This is a genomic window from Mucilaginibacter flavidus (assembly GCF_024055575.1).
In the GTDB taxonomy this organism is placed as follows: Bacteria; Bacteroidota; Bacteroidia; order Sphingobacteriales; family Sphingobacteriaceae; genus Mucilaginibacter; species Mucilaginibacter flavidus.
The window spans coordinates 1-23,781 of the sequence record NZ_JAMXOE010000033.1 but is presented as its reverse complement, the minus strand read 5'-3'; the positions used below and the strand labels follow the sequence as shown (position 1 = coordinate 23,781).

The 23,781-nt window shown below is 44.9% G+C and carries 21 protein-coding genes; 10 read left to right on the top strand and 11 right to left on the bottom strand.

The features are described from left to right. Positions 1-63: 63 nt before the first annotated feature. On the bottom strand, positions 64-1,983 hold the full coding sequence (nagB, locus tag NAF19_RS27945; protein ID WP_252793671.1) for a glucosamine-6-phosphate deaminase: 1,920 nt from the start codon (positions 1,981-1,983) through the stop codon (positions 64-66). Positions 1,984-2,157: 174 nt separating this feature from the next. Between nagB and NAF19_RS27940 the strand changes: the two genes are divergently transcribed. Continuing rightward, complete coding sequence (locus NAF19_RS27940) at positions 2,158-3,351, top strand: anhydro-N-acetylmuramic acid kinase (protein ID WP_252793670.1); 1,194 nt, start codon at positions 2,158-2,160, stop codon at positions 3,349-3,351. A 170-nt stretch (positions 3,352-3,521) separates the two neighbouring features. Next, positions 3,522-5,039 (top strand): S10 family peptidase, encoded by a 1,518-nt coding sequence (locus tag NAF19_RS27935; RefSeq protein WP_252793669.1) that lies wholly within the window; start codon positions 3,522-3,524, stop codon positions 5,037-5,039. A 98-nt stretch (positions 5,040-5,137) separates the two neighbouring features. Here the strand turns inward: NAF19_RS27935 and NAF19_RS27930 are convergent, their stop codons facing one another. From NAF19_RS27930 to NAF19_RS27900, 7 genes are all read right to left on the bottom strand, one after another. Further along, a complete protein-coding gene (locus NAF19_RS27930) occupies positions 5,138-6,211 on the bottom strand; it encodes a DUF6515 family protein (RefSeq protein ID WP_252793668.1) in 1,074 nt (357 codons plus the stop codon). 343 nt (positions 6,212-6,554) lie between these two features. Next, entirely contained in the window at positions 6,555-7,124 is a 570-nt protein-coding gene (locus NAF19_RS27925) for a thiamine pyrophosphokinase (protein ID WP_252793667.1), read from the bottom strand. Between the two features lie 84 nt (positions 7,125-7,208). Further along, on the bottom strand, positions 7,209-7,835 hold the full coding sequence (locus tag NAF19_RS27920; RefSeq protein ID WP_252793666.1) for a thiamine phosphate synthase: 627 nt from the start codon (positions 7,833-7,835) through the stop codon (positions 7,209-7,211). 105 nt (positions 7,836-7,940) lie between these two features. Next, positions 7,941-9,647 (bottom strand): alkaline phosphatase PafA, encoded by a 1,707-nt coding sequence (gene pafA, locus NAF19_RS27915; protein WP_252793665.1) that lies wholly within the window; start codon positions 9,645-9,647, stop codon positions 7,941-7,943. An 81-nt stretch (positions 9,648-9,728) separates the two neighbouring features. Continuing rightward, positions 9,729-10,838: an acyl-CoA dehydrogenase family protein gene (locus NAF19_RS27910; RefSeq protein WP_252793664.1), complete on the bottom strand. Its 1,110-nt coding sequence runs from the start codon at positions 10,836-10,838 to the stop codon at positions 9,729-9,731. Positions 10,839-10,840: 2 nt separating this feature from the next. Continuing rightward, positions 10,841-11,470, bottom strand: a complete 630-nt coding sequence (gene pnuC, locus NAF19_RS27905) for a nicotinamide riboside transporter PnuC (protein ID WP_252793663.1) — start codon at positions 11,468-11,470, stop codon at positions 10,841-10,843. Positions 11,471-11,597: 127 nt separating this feature from the next. Next, positions 11,598-13,991: a TonB-dependent receptor gene (locus tag NAF19_RS27900; RefSeq protein ID WP_370362924.1), complete on the bottom strand. Its 2,394-nt coding sequence runs from the start codon at positions 13,989-13,991 to the stop codon at positions 11,598-11,600. A gap of 464 nt (positions 13,992-14,455) precedes the next feature. Between NAF19_RS27900 and NAF19_RS27895 the strand changes: the two genes are divergently transcribed. The 8 genes from NAF19_RS27895 to hflX all read left to right on the top strand — a co-directional run bounded on the left by NAF19_RS27895 (position 14,456) and on the right by hflX (position 20,902). Then, positions 14,456-14,908, top strand: coding sequence for a hypothetical protein (locus tag NAF19_RS27895; protein WP_252793662.1), 453 nt, complete (start codon positions 14,456-14,458; stop codon positions 14,906-14,908). Continuing rightward, positions 14,905-15,426 (top strand): hypothetical protein, encoded by a 522-nt coding sequence (locus NAF19_RS27890; RefSeq protein ID WP_252793661.1) that lies wholly within the window; start codon positions 14,905-14,907, stop codon positions 15,424-15,426. The genes NAF19_RS27895 and NAF19_RS27890 overlap by 4 nt, the downstream gene beginning before the upstream one ends. A 105-nt stretch (positions 15,427-15,531) precedes the next feature. Next, positions 15,532-17,277 carry an aspartate--tRNA ligase gene (aspS, locus tag NAF19_RS27885; RefSeq protein ID WP_252793660.1) on the top strand — a complete coding sequence of 582 codons (1,746 nt, stop codon included), beginning with the start codon at positions 15,532-15,534 and terminating at the stop codon, positions 17,275-17,277. 12 nt (positions 17,278-17,289) lie between these two features. Then, the gene (locus NAF19_RS27880; protein WP_252793659.1) at positions 17,290-17,478 is read left to right on the top strand and encodes a hypothetical protein; all 189 of its coding nucleotides are present in this window, start codon (positions 17,290-17,292) and stop codon (positions 17,476-17,478) included. Further along, entirely contained in the window at positions 17,475-17,756 is a 282-nt protein-coding gene (locus NAF19_RS27875; protein WP_252793658.1) for a hypothetical protein, read from the top strand. Before NAF19_RS27880 ends, NAF19_RS27875 begins: the two co-directional genes overlap by 4 nt. A 62-nt stretch (positions 17,757-17,818) precedes the next feature. Continuing rightward, the gene (locus tag NAF19_RS27870) at positions 17,819-18,028 is read left to right on the top strand and encodes a hypothetical protein (RefSeq protein WP_252793657.1); all 210 of its coding nucleotides are present in this window, start codon (positions 17,819-17,821) and stop codon (positions 18,026-18,028) included. 136 nt (positions 18,029-18,164) lie between these two features. Beyond that, positions 18,165-19,475, top strand: coding sequence for an amidohydrolase (locus NAF19_RS27865; RefSeq protein ID WP_252793656.1), 1,311 nt, complete (start codon positions 18,165-18,167; stop codon positions 19,473-19,475). Between the two features lie 242 nt (positions 19,476-19,717). Beyond that, positions 19,718-20,902: a GTPase HflX gene (hflX, locus tag NAF19_RS27860; RefSeq protein ID WP_252793655.1), complete on the top strand. Its 1,185-nt coding sequence runs from the start codon at positions 19,718-19,720 to the stop codon at positions 20,900-20,902. A 151-nt stretch (positions 20,903-21,053) separates the two neighbouring features. On the opposite strand, the gene NAF19_RS27855 is transcribed toward hflX, so the two are convergent. The 3 genes from NAF19_RS27855 to NAF19_RS27845 form a co-directional block, all read right to left on the bottom strand. Next, entirely contained in the window at positions 21,054-21,848 is a 795-nt protein-coding gene (locus NAF19_RS27855) for an undecaprenyl-diphosphate phosphatase (protein ID WP_252793654.1), read from the bottom strand. 95 nt (positions 21,849-21,943) lie between these two features. Then, on the bottom strand, positions 21,944-22,231 hold the full coding sequence (locus tag NAF19_RS27850; RefSeq protein WP_252793653.1) for a DUF3098 domain-containing protein: 288 nt from the start codon (positions 22,229-22,231) through the stop codon (positions 21,944-21,946). 92 nt (positions 22,232-22,323) lie between these two features. Next, positions 22,324-23,202, bottom strand: coding sequence for a cell division protein FtsX (locus NAF19_RS27845; protein ID WP_252793652.1), 879 nt, complete (start codon positions 23,200-23,202; stop codon positions 22,324-22,326). Positions 23,203-23,781 lie beyond the last annotated feature (579 nt).

Sequence of the window (23,781 nt, the reverse complement as noted above, 5' to 3'; positions counted from 1 at the left end):
ATTAATAGGATTTACAGGATTATCGATGCAATCCTGTAAATCCCTAGCATCCTGTAAATCGTGTTAAAAGATATACCGTACAAACGCCTCCATCGCCTCATATTCGGCCATGCCCAGTTTGTCATAAGCATGCGCGGTTTCGCGGGTTCTGTCTTCAGCCCTTACCCAAAACTCTCTCGCATCATCGCCCGGGAAAACCGGCCTGTCTTTTTGGCTCTGGTGTTTAAAGATGGCATTGCGCTTGCGGATCACTTCCTGTGGTGATAACGGTACGGCCATTTCTATTTCGTGCGTTTCAAACTCCAGCCAGGCGCCGCGGTACATCCACAGCCAGCAGTCTTTTACCCAGTCTTCTGTTTTTTGCAGTTCTCGTAATGCGCCGAGGATGATATTGAAACAAACCAGGTGGGTGCCGTTCGGGTCGGCAAAGTCGCCGGCGGCAAATATCTGGTGGGGTTTTACCTTGTTGAGCAGTTCGATAGTTAGCTTGATGTCTTTCTCGCCTGCGGTATTCTTTTTTATTTTACCTGTCTCATAAAACGGCAGGGCCATAAAGTGGATATGATCATCTTCGAGGCCTGCATACCTTGCTCCCGAGATGGCTTCTGTTTTTCTAATGAACCCTTTTACATCCCGTATTTCTTTGGTGTCAATCTGGTTCGGTTTTTTGGTCGGCATAAAGGCACGCATGTCTTCATACACTTTTTTTAGTTTGGTATTGTCATCGCCTATACTTTGATTAAAGTCGATGGCAAATTCAACAAAGCGCAATACATCATCATCCCATACGGCGGTATTACCCGATGTCTGGTAGGCTACATGTACATCATGCCCCTGGTCAACAAGCCTGATAAATGTTCCCCCCATCGAGATCACATCATCGTCCGGGTGCGGTGAAAAAATGATGGAACGTTTCCTTGCAGGTTCTGCCCGTTCCGGTCGTTGGCTGTCGTCAGCATCAGGCTTGCCACCCGGCCAGCCGGTGATGGTATGCTGCAGTTGATTAAATATATCGATGTTGATGTTATAAACCGGGCCCTGTTCAACTGCCAGTTGGGCCATGCCGTGGTTATTGTAGTCTTCTTCGGTAAGTTTCAGTATGGGTTTGCCCAGGTTATCGGCCAGCCAGATAACGGCTTTCTTTTTCATGCTGTTTTCCCAAACACAATCTTTTACCAGCCATGGGGTATTGAATCTTGTAAGTGAACTTGCCGCAGGTGCATCCAACACAAACTCCACATTGTCCGATAACTGCAAATAAGTAGCCGGCACTTCGCCCGACATTTCGCCTTCTACTGCTTTTTTGATGATCGGCGCTTTCTTCAGGCTCCAGGCCATCAGGATAATTTCACGGGCTTTGAAAATGGTACCTATGCCCATGGTGATGGCTTTGGTGGGCACGTTTTGCTTACCACCGAAGTCACGGGAGGCATCATTACGGGTCAAATCGTCCAACGTTACCAGGCGTGTGCCCGAGTTTGGGGCCGAGCCCGGCTCATTAAAGCCGATGTGGCCGGTACGGCCTATACCCAGTATTTGTAAATCCAGTCCGCCAAGGGCTGTTATCTTTTTTTCGTATTCTAAACAAAAACCCGCGACTGCATCCAGGTCCAGTGTACCATCGGGGATGTGCACGTTGCTTTTATCAATATCGACATGATTGAACAGGTTTTCGTTCATGAACGTTACATAGCTCTGCGCAGTATTGGGCTGCATGGGGTAGTACTCGTCCAAATTAAAAGTGATCACATTTTTAAAAGTCAGGCCTTCCTGCTGGTGTAATCTTACCAGTTCGGCATAAACATTAATCGGTGTTACGCCGGTGGCAAGGCCAAGCACTGTTTTTTCGCCTTTTTCTGTTTTGCTTTTAATCAGCTTTGCTATCCGCTGTGCTACCGCTACCGACGCTTTCTGCTGGTTGTCGTACACCGTTACCGGCAGCTTCTCATAACGTGTCTCTTCTAATAAATTTAATCGGGCCATTTTGGGTTGGTTGTGTGGGTTCATAAGTAGTTGGCCTTAACCGCGGATGCCCCGCGCTAAAAACTAACTGTATCCGTTAAAATATTGGTTTAAGCAAATATATCAGATATGTCGGGAATGTTGAATTATAATTTAACTATTGTGCAGGCTTAAACATTTACCTAATTTAACCCCATGTTAGCCCTCAACACCAACCTGCAAAAGCTTGTAAACATCGCCCAAAAAGACGAGAAGCTGTGCATCGGCTTAATGTCGGGCACCTCGTTGGATGGGTTGGATATTGCTTTGTGCCGTTTTACTGGTAATGGCCTCCAAACCCAATTCTCGCTGGTTAATTTTACTACTATCCCTTATGCCGATAGCTTTAAAAGAGAAGTGCAGCAGGTTTTCGCAAAAAAAGAAGCCAGCCTCGAAAAGGTTTGTTTACTTAACGCCTATATCGGCAGCTTTCATGGTGACCTGATTTTGCAGGCACTTGCCGAATGGAAAATAAACCCAACCGAAATTGACTTTATAGCCAGCCACGGGCAAACTATTTATCATGCGCCCAAGCGGCTTCACCAGCTAAAAGATTACCCAAACGCCACCCTGCAAATTGGCGATGGGGACCACCTGGCGGTAAAAACCGGCATATTAGCCATTAGCGATTTTAGGCAAAAACATATTGTAGCAGGCGGCGAAGGGGCCCCGTTGGCGTTATACGGTGATGTATTGCTGGGCAGTAAACCCGGCGAGAACCGCATATTGCTAAACATAGGCGGCATTGCCAACCTTACCTGGCTGCCCGCCGACGGAAATTATGCCGATGTTTTGTGTACCGATATTGGTCCCGGCAATACATTAATAGATGCCGCCTGTCGGAAATACTATAACCAGCCTTATGATAAAGATTCGAAAATTGCCCTATCCGGCAGCGTGAATGAGCCTTTGTTAGAGGCCCTGTTTGTCCACCCGTTTTTTAGGGAAGCTGCGCCAAAAACAACCGGGCCGGAGTTATTTGGAATGGCTTTCGTTGATGAAGCACAATTAATGTCGGGCACAGCAGCTATCCCAAATGAAGATTTGGTGTGCACGCTAAGCGCGTTTACCGCTCAATCGATAACTCAATTTATCCAACAAAACTTTAAAGCTGATGATATCAAAATATTCACCAGCGGCGGTGGGGCACGCAACCCTTATATTATTGATCAGCTTAAAAAGAAATTGCCAACCAGTGTAATTAAAGATACCGCCGAACTGGGCATAAATCCGGATGCCAAAGAAGCTATCCTTTTTGCCTTGCTTGGCAATGAGGCATTATGTGGCGAACCCATTGCTATTGGTAATAACCCGGCCGTTTTGATGGGGAAGTTTAGTTTCCCGTTATAAAAATTCAAAATAACGGCATTCCGCTATTGTATTTTTACAAAACTCCACCTGCTTAGTGTATTTAACCCATTGCAAAAGCACAATTAAAAAGGTAGTATTGTAAACTTTACCGGCAAAAACAGTAAAGAACGAGTATTAACTGACATCCCGACCGCTTATCAATTCAAAAGATGAAAAAACAATTCATTGCTTTTGCAGCCCTTTGCTGCGGAATCACCACAACTTTCGCACAGGAAGCAGCACCACCAAAAAACACTAACCCAATTACAAAAAGCCGCATTTTAAATGTCGACTCCGCCGTGGTTACCAAACACCAGGTAACCATAAAAGGCAAAGTTGTTCCGTATACCGCAACTGCCGGCAGCATGCCCGTTTGGGATGCAGATGGCCGCCCGGTTGCCGGCGTATTTTACACTTATTATGAAAGGGATGACGTTACCGACCGCTCAACCCGCCCGCTGGTAATATCATTTAACGGAGGCCCCGGTACGCCATCGGTTTGGATGGAAATAGGTTATACCGGACCACGTTTGCTTAATATTGATAATGAAGGCTACCCTGTTCAGCCATATGGCATGCGCGATAACGCCAATTCGATACTGGATATTGCCGATATTGTGTACCTCGACCCGGTTAATACCGGCTACTCGCGCATAGTTGACAAAGGCACACCTGGCTCCAAATTTTTTGGCGTTAACGAAGACGTAAAATACCTTGCCGAGTGGATAAGCACCTTTGTTACCCGTAAAAACCGCTGGGCCTCGCCTAAATTCTTGATTGGCGAGAGCTACGGAACTGTAAGGGCCTCTGGCCTGGCCCTTGAATTGCAGGAAGCCCAGTGGATGTACCTGAATGGCGTGGTTTTAGTATCGCCAACTGATCTGGGTATCGAGCGGAGCGGCCCCGTACAGGCGGCCCTTAAGATCCCTTATTTTGCCGCTACTGCCTGGTACCACAAGGCCCTTGCAGCCGATTTGCAGCAAAAAGATATCACCGCATTTTTGCCCGAAGTTGAAAGCTTTACCATTAACGAGCTGATACCTGCACTATCGCGTGGCGGATTTATTGATGATGCCCAGCGCACCGCCATGGCCGCCAAAATGGCAAAATACACAGGGATATCTGAAAAAGTAATTATTGACAACAACCTTGATGTATCATACGAGTTGTTCTGGAAAGAGTTGCTGCGGGACAAGGGCTTTACCGTAGGCCGTCTCGATTCGCGCTACAGGGGAATAGACAGGCAAACTAGCGGCACCAGTCCTGACTATAACGCTGAGTTGGTGTCATGGCTGCATTCTTTTACACCGGCTATCAATATCTACATGCGCAATGAGCTGAATTATAAAACCGATATTAAATACAACATGTTCGGCAGCGTGTGGCCATGGGATGATAAGAACAACCATGTTGGCGAAAACCTGCGCCAGGCAATGGCACAAAACCCATACCTGCACCTGTTGATACAATCGGGCTATTATGATGGCGCCTGCGACTACTTTAACGCTAAATACAGCATGTGGCAGCTCGATCCAAGCGGCAAGCTTAAAGACCGCCTGAAATGGGAAGGTTACCAAAGCGGGCACATGTTATACCTGCGAAAGGATGATATACCTGTAGCCACCGAAAATCTTAGGAAGTTCATCTCAGAATCAGTACCGAAACCGGGTACGCCTGCGAAATATTAAATGTGGTAGACGCAAAATTTTGCGTCTACCACATTTAATTATAAAACAAAAGCCGTCCCTGTAAATCAGAGGCGGCTTTTTTGTATCTGTTTCAACAATTAGTTTTGCTGGTCAGGTTGCTCGTCTGATGGTAAGCCTACCACTTTATAGCTTTTGTTGCCATTGGTATCGGCTTGCTCTTTGTAGTAAACTCCATCCGGAGATACCCACAGCTTGTCGCCGTTAACTTTTATCTTCCTGCAATCAGGAGGCAGTTGGGTTACAATGTCACCCATTTGCGGGCCTTGCGGCTGGTCGTCCTGTATGTTGTTGCCGCTAGCTGTATTTAGCTCGCCATCTTTACCGGCAACCTGGTAAACTACTGTGCCATCGTCTTTCGTAACGGGCTGATAGTATACGCCATTCAACTCATAGTATTGCTGACCGTTAATTACAATCGACTGTGCTTTTTCAGGTAGTTCCTTTACCTCGGCACCAATTGGCGGCTCAACTACGGTATACTGGCTGTTGTCATATTGATAAAACAAACCATCGCTGTAGTAGTATTGGAAATCGCCATAATAAAACGGATAATACCCGTAAGGCAATTCGCCTATTGCAAAGCCAAGACGTGGCAGATAGTATGAGTTATAATACCCATGGTAATAGTGGTTGTAATTATGATTACCCCAGTAACCGCCATTGCCGTAGCCAATACGCGGAGAACTGCGGTAGGTATAACCGTTACCGGTTGCCGGTCTGTGGGTAGCATCGTAAGTACGCGGTGCATAACCGTAATTGCCACGTGCACCAACTGCAGGGCGCTGACCATAGTTATAACCGGGGCGCGGTGCAACGCCTACACGCTGCGAAGTATTTGGACGGGCGTAACCCTGCTGGCCATTGTTGCTGCCATTATTATATGATTGCCTTGGCGCAACAGACGAGGGCCTCGAAACGCCAATATTGCTGCTGCTTTGCTGCGGCGCCCTGCTATAAGAAGGGGGCGAAGACGGCGCGCTGCTAACCGAAGGCCTTGATGATGAGCCGCTGCTGCTGCTACCACCGCCTCCCCCGCCACCGCCACCACCACTGGTTGATGGCCTGTGCTGGGCGCTTGCAGGTATTGCTAAAAACGCACATACCAGTGTGCCTAAAGCTGTGTTTAAAACATTTTTATATATCGCTTTCATGATGAAATATTGTTATTTGAAAATCTTTGATATCGGTTTTGGCCGGTATGTAAAGTATAGACTAAAATTTTGTTAAACGGTTTAATCGGTAATAAATTATTTTTTTGTAATAATAGTCAAAAAACAAGCCAGTTTTTTAATGAAGCGGGATTATTACAAACAGCTTTTAACCGGGGAGTTAATATGGGTCTATTTATGTAAATATACGTAGTTTTTAGCAGAAACGATACATTGCAAATTTCACCTGTTTCCAAAGAGCCTTTAGGCTCGTTTCATATTGTAGCGCCGGGTTTCAACCCGGTGCGTGAATGGGATTTCCCAACCCGGCGACACCTATCCACCATCACAATTCCTCTGCAATAAATAAAAACGGGGCATCAAACCGAAGGCTGAAAAGGCCATCTTTTACCGTTTTGTATCGATTTTTACTAAATTTTTCAAGCCCGATGATTTCAAGGTTTTTAACGTCACCCAATATTTCAACAATATCGCCGGCGGGTTTCCATTTGCTAAAACCCGGGCTTACCGGGAATATCTTTTTACCATTATTAAAAACCACGATGTTTATTTGCGCGGCGTAAGGCTCATAGTCGCTTAAATTCAGCTCGTCGGTAACGATATTTACCGATGGATATTCATACGCTGTTAAGTGTTTTAAGGCTGCCTCGGCCAGGTTGTGGTTATTCGCCGACATCAGTTTTACATCCGATTGTTCAATCTCATCAATCCCATCAGCAATTATCCAGTCGATTTTTATACCGTACGAGTTTAGTTTTTCGGCAGTTAGCGGCGTGGTAATTACGGTTGGGCTCCATTCCAACAGCTGCCCCAGCAACTCATCGTCAAAGCCATCAAGCCCCAGCACCAGCAAGGCAGGCTCCTGTTTTTCGCGAACGATGTGGTGGGAAGACATGGATTGGTTGATTAAGTTAAATTGTTGATTGGGTTGAATCAGTTGCCTAAAATCATGTTAATCAAATATAATCCTTAAATCGTGTTAATATATTTTCTTATGAAACTCCTTAAATGCTCTGCCCGCATCAGCAGCCATATTAATAGCCGCCGAAACAGCTACCCCATATACCCCTGTTTTTAAAAGTGGCCCCACGTCTTCAATGTTTATTCCTCCAACGGCAATAACCGGTATTTTTATTTCAGGGTGCTTCGCCAGTTCGCGGTAACCTTCAAAACCAAGCAACGGGCTATTATTTGGTTTGGTGTTGGTAAGCGCAAAGGGACCATATCCGCAGTAATCAACCACGCCCGTATTTTGTACGGCCCGCAGGCGGTTTATATTAGTTGCCGATGCCCCAAGTGTTTTATCGTTGCCAATAGCTTTACGGACGGCTTTCAAATCGGCATTAAAATCTTCTATATGTACACCCTGGGCATCAACTTTATTAAGCAGGTGATAATGGTTGGTTAATATAAGCGTGGTACCCCACTCGTCGCAAAATGCGGCAATCTCATTAATTTCTTCAATTAATTCATTATCCGGCTTGGTTAAGCAGCGGTACTGTATCCAGTTTGCCCCGGCCTCGCAGGCAATGATAGCTTGCTTTAAGTGGCTCCGGCTACGCAGATCCTGCGTTAAATAATGGAATTTAGAAATGTATTTTTTCATTTGTCTGAACCTTGATTCATGGGATTTAAGGATTAGCCTGATTACCCACTACTCGTCGTCAAATATCAAGTAAATCCTTAAATCATGCGAATCATGGTTCAGAAATTATTTCAACGCCTCCGGTATGGGCTTACCAATACATCCGTTTGGCGCTTGTATATGCAACAGCGCAGCTATTGTTGCCGCGATATCTGTCATGTGCGTTTCGCGGTTCAGGTGCCCGTGCGGTATTCCCCAGCCCATAAACACCAGCGGGATGTGCGTGTCATAAGGGTTCCAGGTGCCGTGGGTGGTGCCTGTTGCGCTGCGGCTTGCATACCATCCCGGTTTTAAAATAACCTGGACTACGCCACTATGTTCAACGCTGTAACCGTTTACAATACGCGTGCGCAATTCTTCGGGTACGTTTGCAGTTTGTGCCTCTTTAAGGTTAATTACATAGGCAACGCCGGGCACGTCTTTTAAAAACGTAATGCAATCATTTATTAGTGTGTTTTCATCCAGCTTTGCGTACTTAACTACATAGTTGTTAAAATTAACCTGGTAGTTGGTTAAGCTGATAACCATGTTCTCTATTTTATACTTGGCCGCTAAATACTGGTTCAGGTTTTTTAAAGCTACGCCATCATCCCATACGCCAGCGGGAATATTATGATCGGTTAAAAAAGTTGGGTTATGTGCTGCGCCATGATCGGCGGTTAAAAAAACAGTGTAGTTGCCTGCGCCTACCTTGGCGTCTAAATAACTAAGGAATGTACCCAAATCCCGGTCTAACTTTAAATAAGTATCCTCAATTTCAACAGAGTTTGGCCCAAATTGATGCCCTACATAATCAGTTGACGAAAAACTAACCGTCAAAAAATCAGTGACCGAATTTTGTCCCAAATTTTCATTGTTGATAGCTGCAACAGCCATGTCGAGTGTTAAAGTATTACCATATGGAGTTGAGCGTATCAAGCCCAGGTTGTTTTTATATAAGCCCGATGTTTTTACAGGCAGGGTAGGCGAGGTGGTGCCTTTAAAAGCGCCCTCATAACGACTGGTAGTATCGGCGGTGCTTTGTATGTAGCTATCAATCGGATATACAGGGTTCCAATCGGCTTTTAAATAAGTTTCGGCGAGTTTTTGATCATTAAAATCTTTTACCCATTTTGGCAGGTCTTTCATGTAATAAGTGCTGGTTATCCAGTTGCCGGTCGCATCATCGAGCCAATAGGCCGCGTTGGCGGTGTGCCCAGCGGGGAAAATGCCGCCACGGTCTTTAAGCGCAATGCCAATAACTTTCGAGCGAAAATTGGTTGCCAGTCGTAATTCATCCGTAACAGTATTTGTAATCAGGTTGCGTGGCGACATTTGCCCTGCGGTTGATGTGCTGCCCACTGTACGTACTGACGTATCTTGTGCACAATACATGGATAAGCCGGTTGCCTGTATAATGAAGTCATTCCCTGCTATGCCGTGTATAGCTGGTACAGAGCCAGTGTAGATGCAACTGTGCCCCGGGCCGGTATTGGTTGGCACGTAGTCAATTTGCGTATTTTCGCAACTAAACCCCTGGTTAAGCAGGCGCTTGAAACCGTTGTTGGTGTAACGGCTATAATAACGATAAAGGTAATCCCAACGCATTTGGTCAACAACTATACCCACTACCAATTTAGGGCGGGGAATATCAGCTGAAACGGGTGTATCCGCATAGGCCAGCGGGCGGCCAACTGCGGGGTTTATCGCCATGGTTTTTTTGTGTTTTATCTGTGCCGATACAGAAAGGGCCGACAAAGCGAATATTAACAGGGGTATATATTTAATCCTCATGTTTAAGAAATTGTTAAGCACGACAAATATCAACAATGCAATTAAAATTCCATGTGATATTTGCGTTACGGCAATTTTAAATTAAGCGTCGAATGTGAGTAATGCGTGCTGGCTTGCTGTGTGCAAATCGCGCCAGCTACGGTTAATCCCGGTTTCGCTCTTCGCGGCAGTTAAACCACACAAAGGATAAAGCCTGTCAACACATTCGCGACTAAAATGAGCAAGCTGCCTGCTGGTAATACTCACCTGGTACAGGATATCCTGCGGGATTGTGCCATCAGCTTGAATGGCCGCCCACGATTGTTCAACCGTTTCAAAAAAGTCGTTCCTTATTAAATCGAGTTCGCTTTTTGCCTGGCTCAATTCATCCATCAAAAACAACTTTTGCTCATCGTTAAGCCTTGGCTGTTTTATTTTTTCAAGGAAGATGTCTTCGCAGAGGTCAATAAAATGAATGGCTATGCCGGATAAGTTAACAGCAAGTGTAGCCTCGGCCAGTTGCAAAAAAGGATATTGGTACAAAGGGGCAGAAATCACCACTGCAGCCGGGTCAATTTTAAATTGGCGGTTATGCGGCACTTCAAGATCCTTTACAGCAAACGAATCGCTGCCGGTAGCTACCATGCCTACATATTTCCAGGCAGGTAAAATGGTTACATCCTTTTTATCAAATATAAACGGCCGTACCAAAGGGTCGCCGCTATTGGTTAAAACAGGAACGCCGTTTTTTATAATGCTGCAATTGGCGGTGATGTGCGAGGCATGATGTGCCCCGCTGGCATATTTCCATGTGCCATTTACGATATATCCTCCAGGCGTGATTTCGGCAGTGCCGCCAACTGCGCCGCTGCCGGCAAGGCAGACAGTATCATTGTTAAAAACTTGTTGCGAAATTTCAGGATTGATGAACCCGCCAAACCAGCCGGCACCGCTGCAAAGTGTAACTACCCAGCCTGTGCTGCCATCGGCCCAGCTTATGGCTTCCTGCAGGTGCACCAGTTCGGGCAGCGTAATTTGCCGCCCGGTGTATACTTCGGGTACCAGCAGCTTGAACCACTTTTGCTTGTAAATTATCTCCAGCTGTTCGGGGTGAAGCATACCCATTTGCTCAGCTTCGGGTGCGTTGGCACGAATTATATGTACATCCCCGGCATCAATAAACGCCGAGGGATGTTGTATGATGTTTTTCATTTTTATTGGGTTGATAAAGATTTTTCTGCGGCCTTTTCTTTTTTCAAAATAGCCAGCCAGTCGAAATAGCCAAAAATGGCCACGATAAATAAAAACAGGGTAAGCGCCGAAAACATAATAAGGTGTTTATACCATAGCAGCGGAATGGCAAACAGGTTAGAGATATTTAATAATATCCAGTTTTCCAGCTTACGTTTTGCCAGCAGCCACATCCCTGCCCAGGCCGTTGATGATACCCAGGCATCCCACACCGGCACATTCGAGGTAGTGAAGTTTTTAAGTATCACATACAGTATGCCCCAGCCGGCAAATACAATCAGCAAGGTAATTATCCATTCCCTGCGGTTTGTCCATGTGATTTTTACAGGCGCCTCACCACGCTTTTTTAACCAGTAATACCATCCGTAAATACTCATCACCAAATAATAAACATTCAGCGCCGACTCAGCATACAGTCCGGCTACCAGCAGAATGTATATCCCTATAAAGGTGCCGGCTATCCCGGTGGGGTAAAGCCATATATTATTTACTTTCGCCAATAGCACTTCTGCCACACCTAAAAGCACAGCGGCCCATTCCCACACGGTGGTTTCGCGAACCTGTTCTAAAAAAAGTTGGATCCAGTGGTGCATAATATGACGTATTAAATCAAAGGGATGTCATGCTGAGGCACAAGCCTGTCCTGAGGTTCTCGAAGGAAAGCACGCGGGCAAAGGCCTCTGCGCTCACCCTTCGAGTACGTCAGGGTGACACCGTTTTTTAAAATTTCAAATTCAGCGAAGCCAAAAAGTTAACCGGCGCCTGCGGGAAAAAGTAATTATAGTTTACAGTTTTGCCACCTTCAATATCCGGATAAGTCGCCCCGTCGGACACATATTTTTTGCTGAACACATTATTCACCAGCAAACCTATGCCCACGTTTTTAACGCCCTTCATTTTAAAGTTGTAATTAATGCGCACATCGTTCACAAAATAAGCGGGGAGCGAACGGCTCAATGTGGATGTATTATCCAAATATTGTCGCGCAATATATTTGCTGATAAAAGCAATTTCCGCATTTTTTAACGGGTGATAGCTGATGGTGCTTGCGCCAACAAATCCCGGAGAATAAGCTATATCTGATTTCTTATACTGGGTTTCGTCGTTATTGCCGGTGTCATAATTCGCCAAAAACTGGCTGAAGTTTTTTACCTTATTTTGGCTGATGGACGCATTGGCGTACCAGGCCAGTTGCTGCGTGATTTTCACCCAGGCGTTTGCCTCGATGCCCGCGCGATAGCTATCCTTAATATTGGTACGGATAGCCTCGCCAACGTCATCCAGTGCCCCGGTTAGCACCAACTGATTTTTGTAAAGCATGTAAAAACCGTTAATGCCACCGCCAAAGTTTGGCTGGCTAATGCGGTAACCTGCTTCAAAATCTGTCAAATGCTCGGCTTTGGGCCTGCTTAGTGGCGATGAGTTTACAAAATCGCTGCGGTTAGGCTCATGGTTGCCTACGGCCACTGATGCATAAATATTGCTGTGCTGGTTCAACTCGTAAGTGATACCTGCTTTCGGGTTAAAAAAGTTAAGCCCAACCTGCTGCTGCACGTTATTCAAATCCTGGTCGTAGCCCAAAAATGAGTAACCGATATGACGGTACTGCACATCGCCGTATAAAATTACACTCCCCGCGCGGTACTCAGCGCGACCGAAAACATTAAAGTCGGTTTTTTTAGCATGATTACGCGAGTATTCATAGTCAGGCGGAATGGTGGTACTTTGCTGCGTCCACTCGATGTTGTTATAATGGTCGCCTTTATATTCATTGTAAGCGCCGCCAAGCGTTAGGTTAAAGTTTTGCTGCGGTTTATAATTAAAGTTATAAGTAGCGCCGTAAAAATAATTACTCAGCCATAAGCGCCGAACTAAATCGGTACTGGCTAATGTATCACCGCCAATAACTACAGGTTTTAAGCCATAATCAGCTACCGATGCACTGTTCTTATATTCCTCGTAATAACCGTAGCCGCGGGTATAATGCAGCGCGCCGCTAAAGCTCAGTTTGTCGCTTAACTGTTGATTGTAAAGCAGCTGATAATAGTTTTGGGTATAATTATCAGTTTGGTTTTTATAAAACGAATTGCTGCTATTGATATACCCCAGCTCGTTATACCTGCGGTTACCAAATTTCACGCTATCCTCGGGTACGCCGTCCCAGGCCTGGTGCGTTCGCTCGTAGCCACTGAAAACATTTAGTCGCAGTACGCTTTTTTTGCCGTAATAAGCACCACTTAAAAAGAAGGATTTTAGGGTTGATGCCGAGCGATCGATATACCCGTCAGACGTCATTTGCGATGCCCGGCCATCAAAACTGAATTTGCCGCCAAGCAAACCTGTGCCTAAGCTAAATGTATTTTTTACCGTACCATACGAACCAGCCGAACTATTCAGCTCGGTATAAGCTGTATCGCGCCGGGTAGTGGTTTGTATATTAATGCTGGCCCCGAAAGCGCCCGCGCCGTTGGTTGAGGTGCCTACGCCACGCTGCACCTGTATGTTATCAACAGATGAGGCCAAATCTGGCAAATCCACAAAATAAACACCCTGGTCTTCGGCGTCATTCATTGGGATGCCGTTTAGTGTTACGTTGATACGCGTCGCATCCGAGCCACGTATCCGGATGCTGGTATAACCCACACCGGCACCTGCGTTTGACGTAACTACGGTTGACGGTGTTTGCTCCAACAGGTACTCAAAGCCGCGGCCGGAATTATTTTTGGCGATATCTTCCTTTTTTAAATTAGTGTAAGCCGTTGGCGATGTGGCCGAAGCGCGGGTGGCGCTTACGGTAACTTCTTCGGTTAATGTTGTTGCAGGCTGCAATGCAAAATCGCTTACAACATTTTTAGTTAATTCGATTTTTTTTGTGCTTGATTGATAGCCGATAAACGACACTGTCAAAGCATAACTTCCACCTTTAAGGTTATCAATGTGGTATTTACCATCGGCATCTGCGATAATTTTTTGGTTTGAGTTTACTAAAGCGATGGTGGCGCCGGGCAGTGCTTCGCCGGTTTTCTGGTTGGTGATTTTCCCCGAAACGGAGAATTGGGCCGCAGCCATGACAGGCAGCAGCAGGGCGATAAACGCCGCAAATAAATTTTTCAAAATGATTAATAAATAAATTAGTTAAACCATCTCCGTATCAGGGCGACTACGCAGTACACTTAACTTGTTACCTCTCCCTACGCCGGCATTACCCGGATCAGGTGTCGCCCCCGGCCCCTAAAGGGGTGGGAATAAGCAATCGTTGCGATGGCCTACTCCCCCTTTAGGGGGCCGGGGGGCATGGGTTTGATCTCAGCCTGTCTTTCAGTTTGGTGAAATACGCTGCAGCATATTTCGCGACCAAAGCAAGGCACCCCTTGAGAATTATGGGGCAAATATAGTCCGAAAGTCGGAAAAGTCAGTAAAGTCCGGAAGATTTATGGTTTTTGTAGATGTCAATGCCTTAATTCCGCCTAAAATTCGTTATAGATAACTTCACAAGTTTCTCGATTAGAAATGGATTTGCCTCAATAATTTACATTTTTGGTAAATTATTATTATATTTGAATATGTATATCATCGACATGGCAACCAAAGAACATCGATTGGTTAATGTCCTTGGAGTAGAAAAGAATGATTTCAATAGACTCACAGTAAAGCGTCATTCGTTCAACTGGAAAAAACTAAAAGACGGGTTTGTTATTTATAAGTTGTCCTTGATAGGAGACGATGATATTTTAGGAGTAATTGCTTTAAAGTACTATCCGCCAGAAGAGCGCACAGAAATAAAGTTATTGGCTGTATCAGCTGAAAACAAAGGGAAAAATAAGCGTTACGAACGCATTGCAGGGTGCCTTATTGCGTTCGCGGGAAGAGAAGCTATAAGGATATATGGCAGGTATCCATGCCTGTCTTTAATCCCTAAAACTGAACTAAAAGAGCATTATATCTCTAAATATGGAATGATTGATGGAGGCTGGCAATTATATCTTGAAGACGCGCCATTATTTCGGGTGATTAATGAATATTTACCATGAGCATAAAAAAACTATTTGAGCAATATTCTCCTGAAGAACTTGCGGAATCCTTTGTATTTCCGGTAAAGCTTACTGCCAAGCAACAGCGTGAAGCTAGTGAGCAGCTAGCTAAGCATCGCGCAAAACGCAGGGCGGAAATGACAGAAGCAGAGAAACTAAATTTAAGGTTGCTGCAATTAAAGTTTCGGCTGGAAGATTATATTACCGGAGACCAATACAACCCGGAATACACCTTTGGTTATTTTCTTGAACAGTATTTACAGCTTGCCAATCGAAAGAAAAAGGAATTTGCCGGGGATATTCAAATTCATGAAACTCAATTAAGCCAAATGCTTAAAGACCGAAGGGAGCCTAACAACAGCGTTATGGTTCGTCTTGAATTGCATTCAAACAATATAATACCGGCTGTGTCCTGGTTTAAGTTATTGGAAAAAGAAAAGGCATATCAGCTAAAAACTGACAAATCATTAAGAGATAAAGAGAGCAGGTACGTTACTCATAATTTACAGTTGGTATAAACTCAACGTCGGAGGTTTAAAACGCGCCCTTCAAAACCTTTTACCTTTCGCCTTTATCCTTTCACCTCAAAACCGTATTTTTGCAGACTTTTTAAAAACACAATTATGCTCAGAACACACACTTGCGGCGAATTAACTATCAGTAATTTAGGTGAAACGGTTACTTTATGCGGTTGGGTGCAAAAATCACGCGACCTTGGCGGAACAACTTTTATAGATGTTCGCGACCGTTATGGTTTAACCCAGCTGGTTTTTAACACCGATAGTGATGATGCCCTGCGCGAATTGAGCCGCAGCCTTGGCCGCGAGTTTGTAATAAAAGTTACCGGCAAGGTGCTGGAACGCACCAGCAAAAACCCCAAAATGGCCACCGGCGATATTGAAATTGGTGTTACCGACATCGAAATATTAAACGCGGCTAAAACCCCGCCATTTATCATCGAGGACGAAACCGACGGTGGTGAAGAGCTGCGCGCCAAATACCGCTACCTCGATTTACGCCGTAACCCCATTCGCAATAACCTGATGTTACGCCACAAAATGGCACAGGAAACCCGTAAATATTTGGACGGTCTTGACTTTATCGAGGTTGAGACCCCGGTATTAATTAAATCGACCCCGGAGGGTGCCCGCGATTTCGTGGTTCCAAGCCGCATGAACCCGGGCGAGTTTTATGCTTTGCCACAGTCGCCGCAAACTTTTAAGCAGTTATTGATGGTAAGCGGGTTCGACCGTTATTTCCAAATAGTAAAATGTTTCCGCGATGAGGATTTGCGCGCCGACCGCCAGCCTGAGTTTACCCAGATTGACTGCGAGATGGCTTTCATTACCCAGGAGGATATTTTAAATATATTTGAGGGACTTACCCGTCACTTATTTAAAAATGTTAAAGGGTATGAGTTGCCCGAAGTGCCACGCATGCAATACGCTGATGCCATGCGCCTCTATGGTTCCGACAAACCGGATATCCGTTTCGGGATGGAGTTTGTGGAATTGAACGACGTGGTAAAAGGTAAAGGCTTTGGCGTGTTTGATAACGCCGAACTGGTTGTTGGTATCAACGCAAAAGGTTGCGCGGACTACACCCGCAAGCAACTGGACGAGCTTACCGAATGGCTTAAGCGGCCCCAGATTGGCGTAACCGGCATGATTTATTGCCGCTACAATAACGATGGCACGCTTAAATCATCAGTAGATAAATTTTATAACGAAGACGAATTAACCAATTGGGCAGCGGCATTCGAGGCTGAACCGGGCGACTTGATATTAGTTTTAGCAGGCCAAAGCGACAAAGTACGCAAGCAACTAAATGAGCTACGCCTGGAGATGGGCACACGCCTGGGCCTGCGCGATAAAAATACGTTTGCAGCCCTTTGGGTGCTCGATTTCCCGCTGTTAGAGTGGGACGAAGAAACCGGCCGCTACCACGCCATGCACCACCCGTTCACCTCGCCAAAACCGGAAGATATTGCGATGCTCGACACCGCACCGGGCGAAGTTCGTGCGAATGCATACGATATGGTTATTAACGGCACTGAAGTTGGCGGCGGCTCTATCCGTATCCACGACCGCGCTTTGCAATCGTTAATGTTTAAGCACCTTGGTTTTTCTCCTGAAGAGGCACAGAAACAATTTGGCTTCCTGATGGATGCCTTCGAATACGGCGCACCGCCGCATGGTGGTATAGCTTTCGGCTTCGACAGGCTTTGTTCAATTTTTGCAGGATTGGATTCTATCCGCGACGTGATTGCCTTCCCTAAAAACAATTCAGGCAGGGATGTAATGATTGATACCCCATCAACCATTGCCGAAGCGCAGATGAATGAGTTGAAGATAAGGACGGTTCTGTAAATACTATTGCAGATGGAATCAGTAGTCATATCTGGTAATTCAAATAATGTTAGACTTTTAAGCGTTATCGCGCAAAAGGTAGGTTTATCGGTTAAACATCTTACCAAAGATGATATTGAAGACTTTGTAATGGCTAAATGCATCGAGGAAGGTGCTACAGGGCAGTTAATAGATATTGACGACTTTTTAAATTCGTTATGACATTTTCCTTAGGCAAGTTTTTCCCAAGAACTCCGATAAATGAGCCATCTCTTGAATTAAGTGATTCTAAGTGGAAAGAATTGGAGGGGGGATACAAAGGTGAAATCTATGATGCATCAGCGGCATTAAAACAACTTGAACAAGCTGAGACATTAGAAGCTACAAATTTGGTATATCAAGAACTCTGGAACGAACTGCACACCAGGGGGATGTTGGTCTCGCGTCTTACTACGCTGTTCCACATCTCGTTCGAATTGCTAAACAAACGCAACTGGTAGATCATAATGTTCTATCGCTTGTTACTGTTATCGAACTACAACGGCCTAAAAACAATCCAAAATTGCCGAAAGCGCTTAGCGCCGAATACTACGCTGCAATTAGGGATTTAGAAGAACTTGCCAAGATCTCTATGAAGCAAGATTGGGATTTAGGTTCGGCAATATCTGCACTTTCTGCCATTGCATTGGCTAAAAACCAGGTTAAACTTGCCAATCTTATTCTTAATTTGGATAACGAAGAAGAAATAGACGAACTCCTAAAAAACTATTAAAGGTTTCTCTCGTAAGGCGAGCTCATTACTATAGCTGAGATTAAAGGATTCTAAGCCTTGCGCGTATCCTTAAATCCATTAATCTGTTTAATCCCGGTTCAGACATTTTTTTTATATTAGAGGAAAATCCCTCTGTATGAAAAAATTATACCTGCTTATTCTTTTCGCTTATTCTATCCCTGCAATTGCACAGGTAAATCCTTATAAAGATGCTGTGGCAAAAAAAGCCGATGCGATGCTAAGCAAAACCATAGCCTGGCGCCGTGATTTTCACGAGCACCCTGAGCTGGGTAACCACGAGGTACGTACTGCAGGTATAATAGCCAAACATTTGCAATCACTGGGGATTGAGGTGCAGACCGGTGTAGCAACTACAGGTGTCGTGGGTATACTAAAGGGCGGTAAACCCGGGCCGGTCGTTGCCCTTCGTGCCGATATGGACGCATTGCCGGTAACAGAACGCACCGCTGTGCCTTTTGCATCAAAAGTAAAAACCATGTACAACGGGGCTGAGGTTGGTGTGATGCATGCCTGCGGCCACGATTCGCACATGGCGATATTGATGACCGTGGCCGAAATACTATCCTCCATGAAAAGCGAGTTGCATGGCACTGTGAAATTTATTTTTCAGCCCGCCGAAGAAGGACTGCCGGCTGGAGAAAAGGGCGGAGCAGAGGAAATGGTTAAGCAGGGTGTAATGGAAAACCCGCACGTTGATGCCGTTTTTGGCTTACATATTCAATCGTACCAGCCTGCCGGTACGATATCCTACCGGCCGGGCCCTGATATGGCAGCTGTAAACCCGATGAAGATAGTTGTAAAAGGCAGGTCGTCGCATGGCGCTTACCCGTGGTCGAGCGTTGACCCGATAGTGGTTTCGGCGCAGATCATCAACAGCCTGCAAACAATTGTTAGCCGTAACCTGCAGATAACGCGTAATGGAGCGGTCGTTACAATTGGCGCTATCAATGGCGGAAACAGGTCTAACATTATTCCAGAGACAGTAACAATGCTGGGTACTGTGCGGACTTTGAATGATGATGATGAAAAAATGATCATTGAAAGAGTAAAGACCATTGTAACCAAAACTGCCGAAGCCGCCGGGGCTACCGCCGAGGTCACCATCCCATATGAGCACCATTATCCGATAACGTATAACGACCCGGCATTGGTTGCACGGATGTTGCCCACATTGCAAGCCACTGCAGGAGCGGATAATGTTATCCTGCGCAATGCCGAAACCGGTGCCGAAGACTTTAGCTTTTACGAGCAAAAGGCCCCGGGAATATTTATCCATCTTGGGGGGCTTCCAAAAGGCGGCGACCCTGTTACCGCCCCGGCGCATCATACGCCTGATTTTTTTATCGATGAAAGCGGGTTTAGTTTAGGCGTAAAGGCATTGTGTAATTTAACGCTGGATTATATGGCGGGGGCGAAAAAAAAGTAACAGCAACCCTGCCCCCATCGGGGGCCAATATTGGTAGAAAAAAACACAACAACGGCAATAACATGCCGTAGGTATGCAACACAGCGGGAAAGGGGTACTATTGCGGTTAACAGCTTCGGCAGAGCCTGGCAATAGGGATTATCCGATGGAAGTACGCCCCTATCTCCACATTCTTCTGCAAAAAAGTCTGAATACCTGCCATTTTACTATATTGGCATCGGGATTGTTAAATCATTTACCTAATGAAGCAAAAATTTTATGATACTGCTGTGAAGCAGGAACGGGCGGTGCTGGTAGGCGTACTAACAGCACACGAAACCGATGAGCAGGGTAAGGAATATTTAGATGAGCTGGAGTTTTTAGTTGCTACTGCCGGGGCCGAAACCGTAAAACGTTTTAACCAAAAGCTGTCGCAGCCTGATAGGAAAACTTATGTTGGCTCGGGCCGGCTGGAAGACATCAAGGCCTTTGTAATTGAAGAAGAGATTGACATGGTGGTGTTCGACGACGAACTAACGCCCTCTCAACTGCGCAATATTGAAAACGAACTACAGGTAAAAATACTCGACCGTAATAACCTGATACTGGATATTTTCGCCAATCGCGCTCAAACCGCACAAGCTAAAGCACAAGTAGAGCTTGCCCAGTTGCAATACCTGTTACCCCGCCTGACCCGCTTGTGGACACACCTTGAGCGCCAGAAGGGTGGTATTGGTATGCGTGGTCCGGGTGAGTCGCAAATTGAAACGGACAGGCGTTTAATCCTCAACAAAATATCGCTGTTAAAAGACAGGTTAAAGCTGATAGATAAGCAAAACGAAACCCAGCGCAAAAACCGCACGCAGATGATACGCGTGGCATTAGTGGGTTATACCAACGTGGGTAAATCAACCATCATGAACATGATTTCCAAGTCGGAAGTTTTTGCCGAGAACAAGTTGTTTGCTACGCTTGATACCACGGTGCGCAAAGTGGTAATTGAAAATGTGCCTTTCCTGTTATCAGATACGGTTGGGTTTATTCGCAAGCTGCCACACCAACTGGTTGAGTGTTTTAAATCGACATTGGATGAAGTTCGCGAGGCAGATATCCTGGTGCATGTGGTTGATATATCGCACCATAATTTTGAAGATCAAATTCGCACGGTGAATGAAACTTTAAAGGATATTGGCGCTATCGACAAAAAAGTAATTACTGTTTTTAATAAGATAGACGCTTTTCAACCCGAAATACACCAAATAGAAGATACCGAAGGCCCTTTAACGCTGCACGATTTTAAAAACAGCTGGATGGCCAAAAATAACAGTCCGGCAATATTTATATCCGCCACAAAAAAGGAAAATATAGATGAATTCAGAGCGCTGTTGTACGAAGAAGTAAAGGCGATACATACGGCGAGGTATCCGTATGACCATCTTCTGTATTAAACAAATGTCATTTTTGTCATTGCGAGCGAGGAACGAGCGTGGCAATCGCGAACTATACATAGCGGATAGAAAGGTATGAAACCTGCATAGCGGTATGCACGGCGTGCGGTTGCCACGCTGCGCTCGCAATGACAGGATTTTTAAAATGTTATTAGATCGTTTTTAAATCGTGCCCGCTTAGTATCAAACCGATAATTATAGCACCCAGCACAATACGGTACCAGCCGAAAAGTTTAAAGCCGCGTTTCTCTAAAAAGGTAATAAAGGTTTTAATAGCCAGCATGGCGATTACAAACGCAATAATATTACCTATCGCCAAAAATTTAATTTCTTCGCCCGTAAAAACGTGGCCTTCTTTATGAAAATCCCAGAGTTTTTTGGCGGTTGCTGCAAACATGGTTGGCACAGCCAAAAAGAACGAAAACTCGGCAGCGGCAGTGCGTGTTAGTTTTTGCGACATACCGCCCACGATGGTTGCAGCAGAGCGCGAGGTACCCGGAATCATGGCCAGGCATTGAAAAAAACCAATTTTGAGGGCAGTGCCATAGCTGATATCCTTTTCTTCGGTTACAGTTGGTTTGTTAAACCATTTATCGACAAATAACAAGATTATCCCGCCCAAAAACATGGTGATACCCACTGTTAAAGCACTTTCCAGCAAGTTGTCAATTTTCTTACTGAACAGAACGCCGAATATTGCAGCCGGTATAAAGGCCACAAAGAGCTTGTAGTAAAAGTTCAACGATTTGAAAAACCTTTTATAATACAGCACAACAACCGAAAGGATGGCGCCAAGCTGTATGGCAATGGTAAATAGCTTTACGAATGGGTCGGAAGCAATGTCCATCACCGACGAGGCGATGATCATGTGCCCGGTTGACGATACGGGCAAAAACTCTGTTATCCCTTCAATTATTGCAAGGATGATGACATGGATAATGTTCATGGTTTGTTGTTGAAGAAGTTGTTGGGGTTATAAAAGTTGTAATGGTTTTTATGAAAACGGCTATGAACCATCATCTATTAACTATGAACTTTTGCTCAATCAACCTTTGCAACCGCTTTCTTAAATATTGCAAAAAAGCCAACTGCAAAGCCGCCTAATACAACCAGGGGAGCAATAACGATCTTTGTAGTGCCGTAAATATCAGTAGAGCCTGACATTAAGAAGAAACCAAACGCAACGATAGCAATGCTGATGATAAATAACCGGTAATTTTCTTTGCCAAATACAAAGCTTACAGGACGCGCATCTGTCTGTTTAGCAACTGGTTTTGCAGCGGCGCTGGTTTTAACCGGTGTAGCCGGTTTTGTTATTTGTTGTGCCATGATTGGGACAATGTTTTAATTAGTGAGTTAGTGAATTAGTGATTGGCAAAGTTCAAAATCCGACATATTAAGTCCGACATCCGAAATCAACCTTATCGATACAAATTATATATTTTTAAACGTAAAAACTTATTAACTGCCAAAAAGGTGCTAAAGCCTGATATAAACACCCCGAGACCTAATATCGCCACAAATATTAACCCAAACTCTTTATAACTTCTGAGGATTATCAGGTCGGGGATTTCTTTATAGGCCAGGGATAAGGTGCCGATCAAAATTAAAATGGCGATCAGGCCGCCTAAAAGGCCATGCCAAATGCCATAAAGCATAAACGGCTTGCGGATAAACCCTTTGGTAGCGCCAACCAGCTGCATGGATTTTATTAAAAACCTTTGCGAATAGATGGCCAGCCTGATGGTATTATTTATCAACGCTACCGATAAAATCACGAATATGCCGGCAAAAGCCAGGATAATAAGGCTGATGGTAGTGATATTTTCGTTCATCTGATCTACCAGCGACTTTTGGTATTTTACCTCTTTTACCAATGGATTTTTTAGTAGTTCAGCTTTAAATTTTTCAATATCGGCATTGTTGGCATATTGGGCCTTCAGGTAAACATCCAGCGATTGAGACAGCGGGTTATACCCAAGGAACTTCACAAAATCTTCGCCCAAATCTTTTTGCAGGTTGCGTGCAGCCAGCTCTTTACTCACGTACTGGGTTTGTTTTACCATTACGCTGCCTTCAATTTGTTTTTGCAACTGCAGCACATCGGTTTCGTGCGCAGCGTCATCCACAAAAATATTCAAGACTATGTTTTCTTTTACATAGCGGCTCAGGTTATTAGCCTCAACCAAAATCAAACCCAATAACCCTATCATCGACAGTACCATAGCAATGCCAAAAACGGTAGATATGTATATCGTTTTTGTTTTTTTTGCCGATGCGCTTGCTTCAAATTCTTCCATAGTTGAGATTAGATTTGAGATGTGAGATTTGAGACGAGAGATATAAACAACTGCTTTACATCCTCAATCACAAGCCTTTTCACCAAACTTATTTCGCGAAAATAAGAAACCTTAGCCTAAAGGTAAAAGTTTATCTGTTATTATTGTTGATATGGTGGATAAAGGGGAGAAAGTTTAACAAAATTTAACGAAAAGAATGAGCACGGATTTCACGAATTGAATGGACACGAATTTTCACGAATTAAGGCGAATTTCACGAATTTAACCGGCGATCAAAAATAAAATTCCTGATAATCAGTGTGTTTCATAGCGTTCCGGGTGTTCCGCGTATGAAAATGGAACGATTTCCGCCGTTGTTGGTGTTGTCACCAACAACCCCATTACTTTGTGATGTGCAACGCGCCGGTTACTTTCAGGTGGCATTTTACATGTCACAATGGTCATCGTACTTGTTGGTGACAACACCATGGGTGTTCGGAAGATTATTCTGGGGCACTTTTGAGGATTGCGTCAAGTTTATAAGGGTCGCCGCCACAGATAATAACGATATCCTTCATTAAGGACTTTTCCAGGTCATTA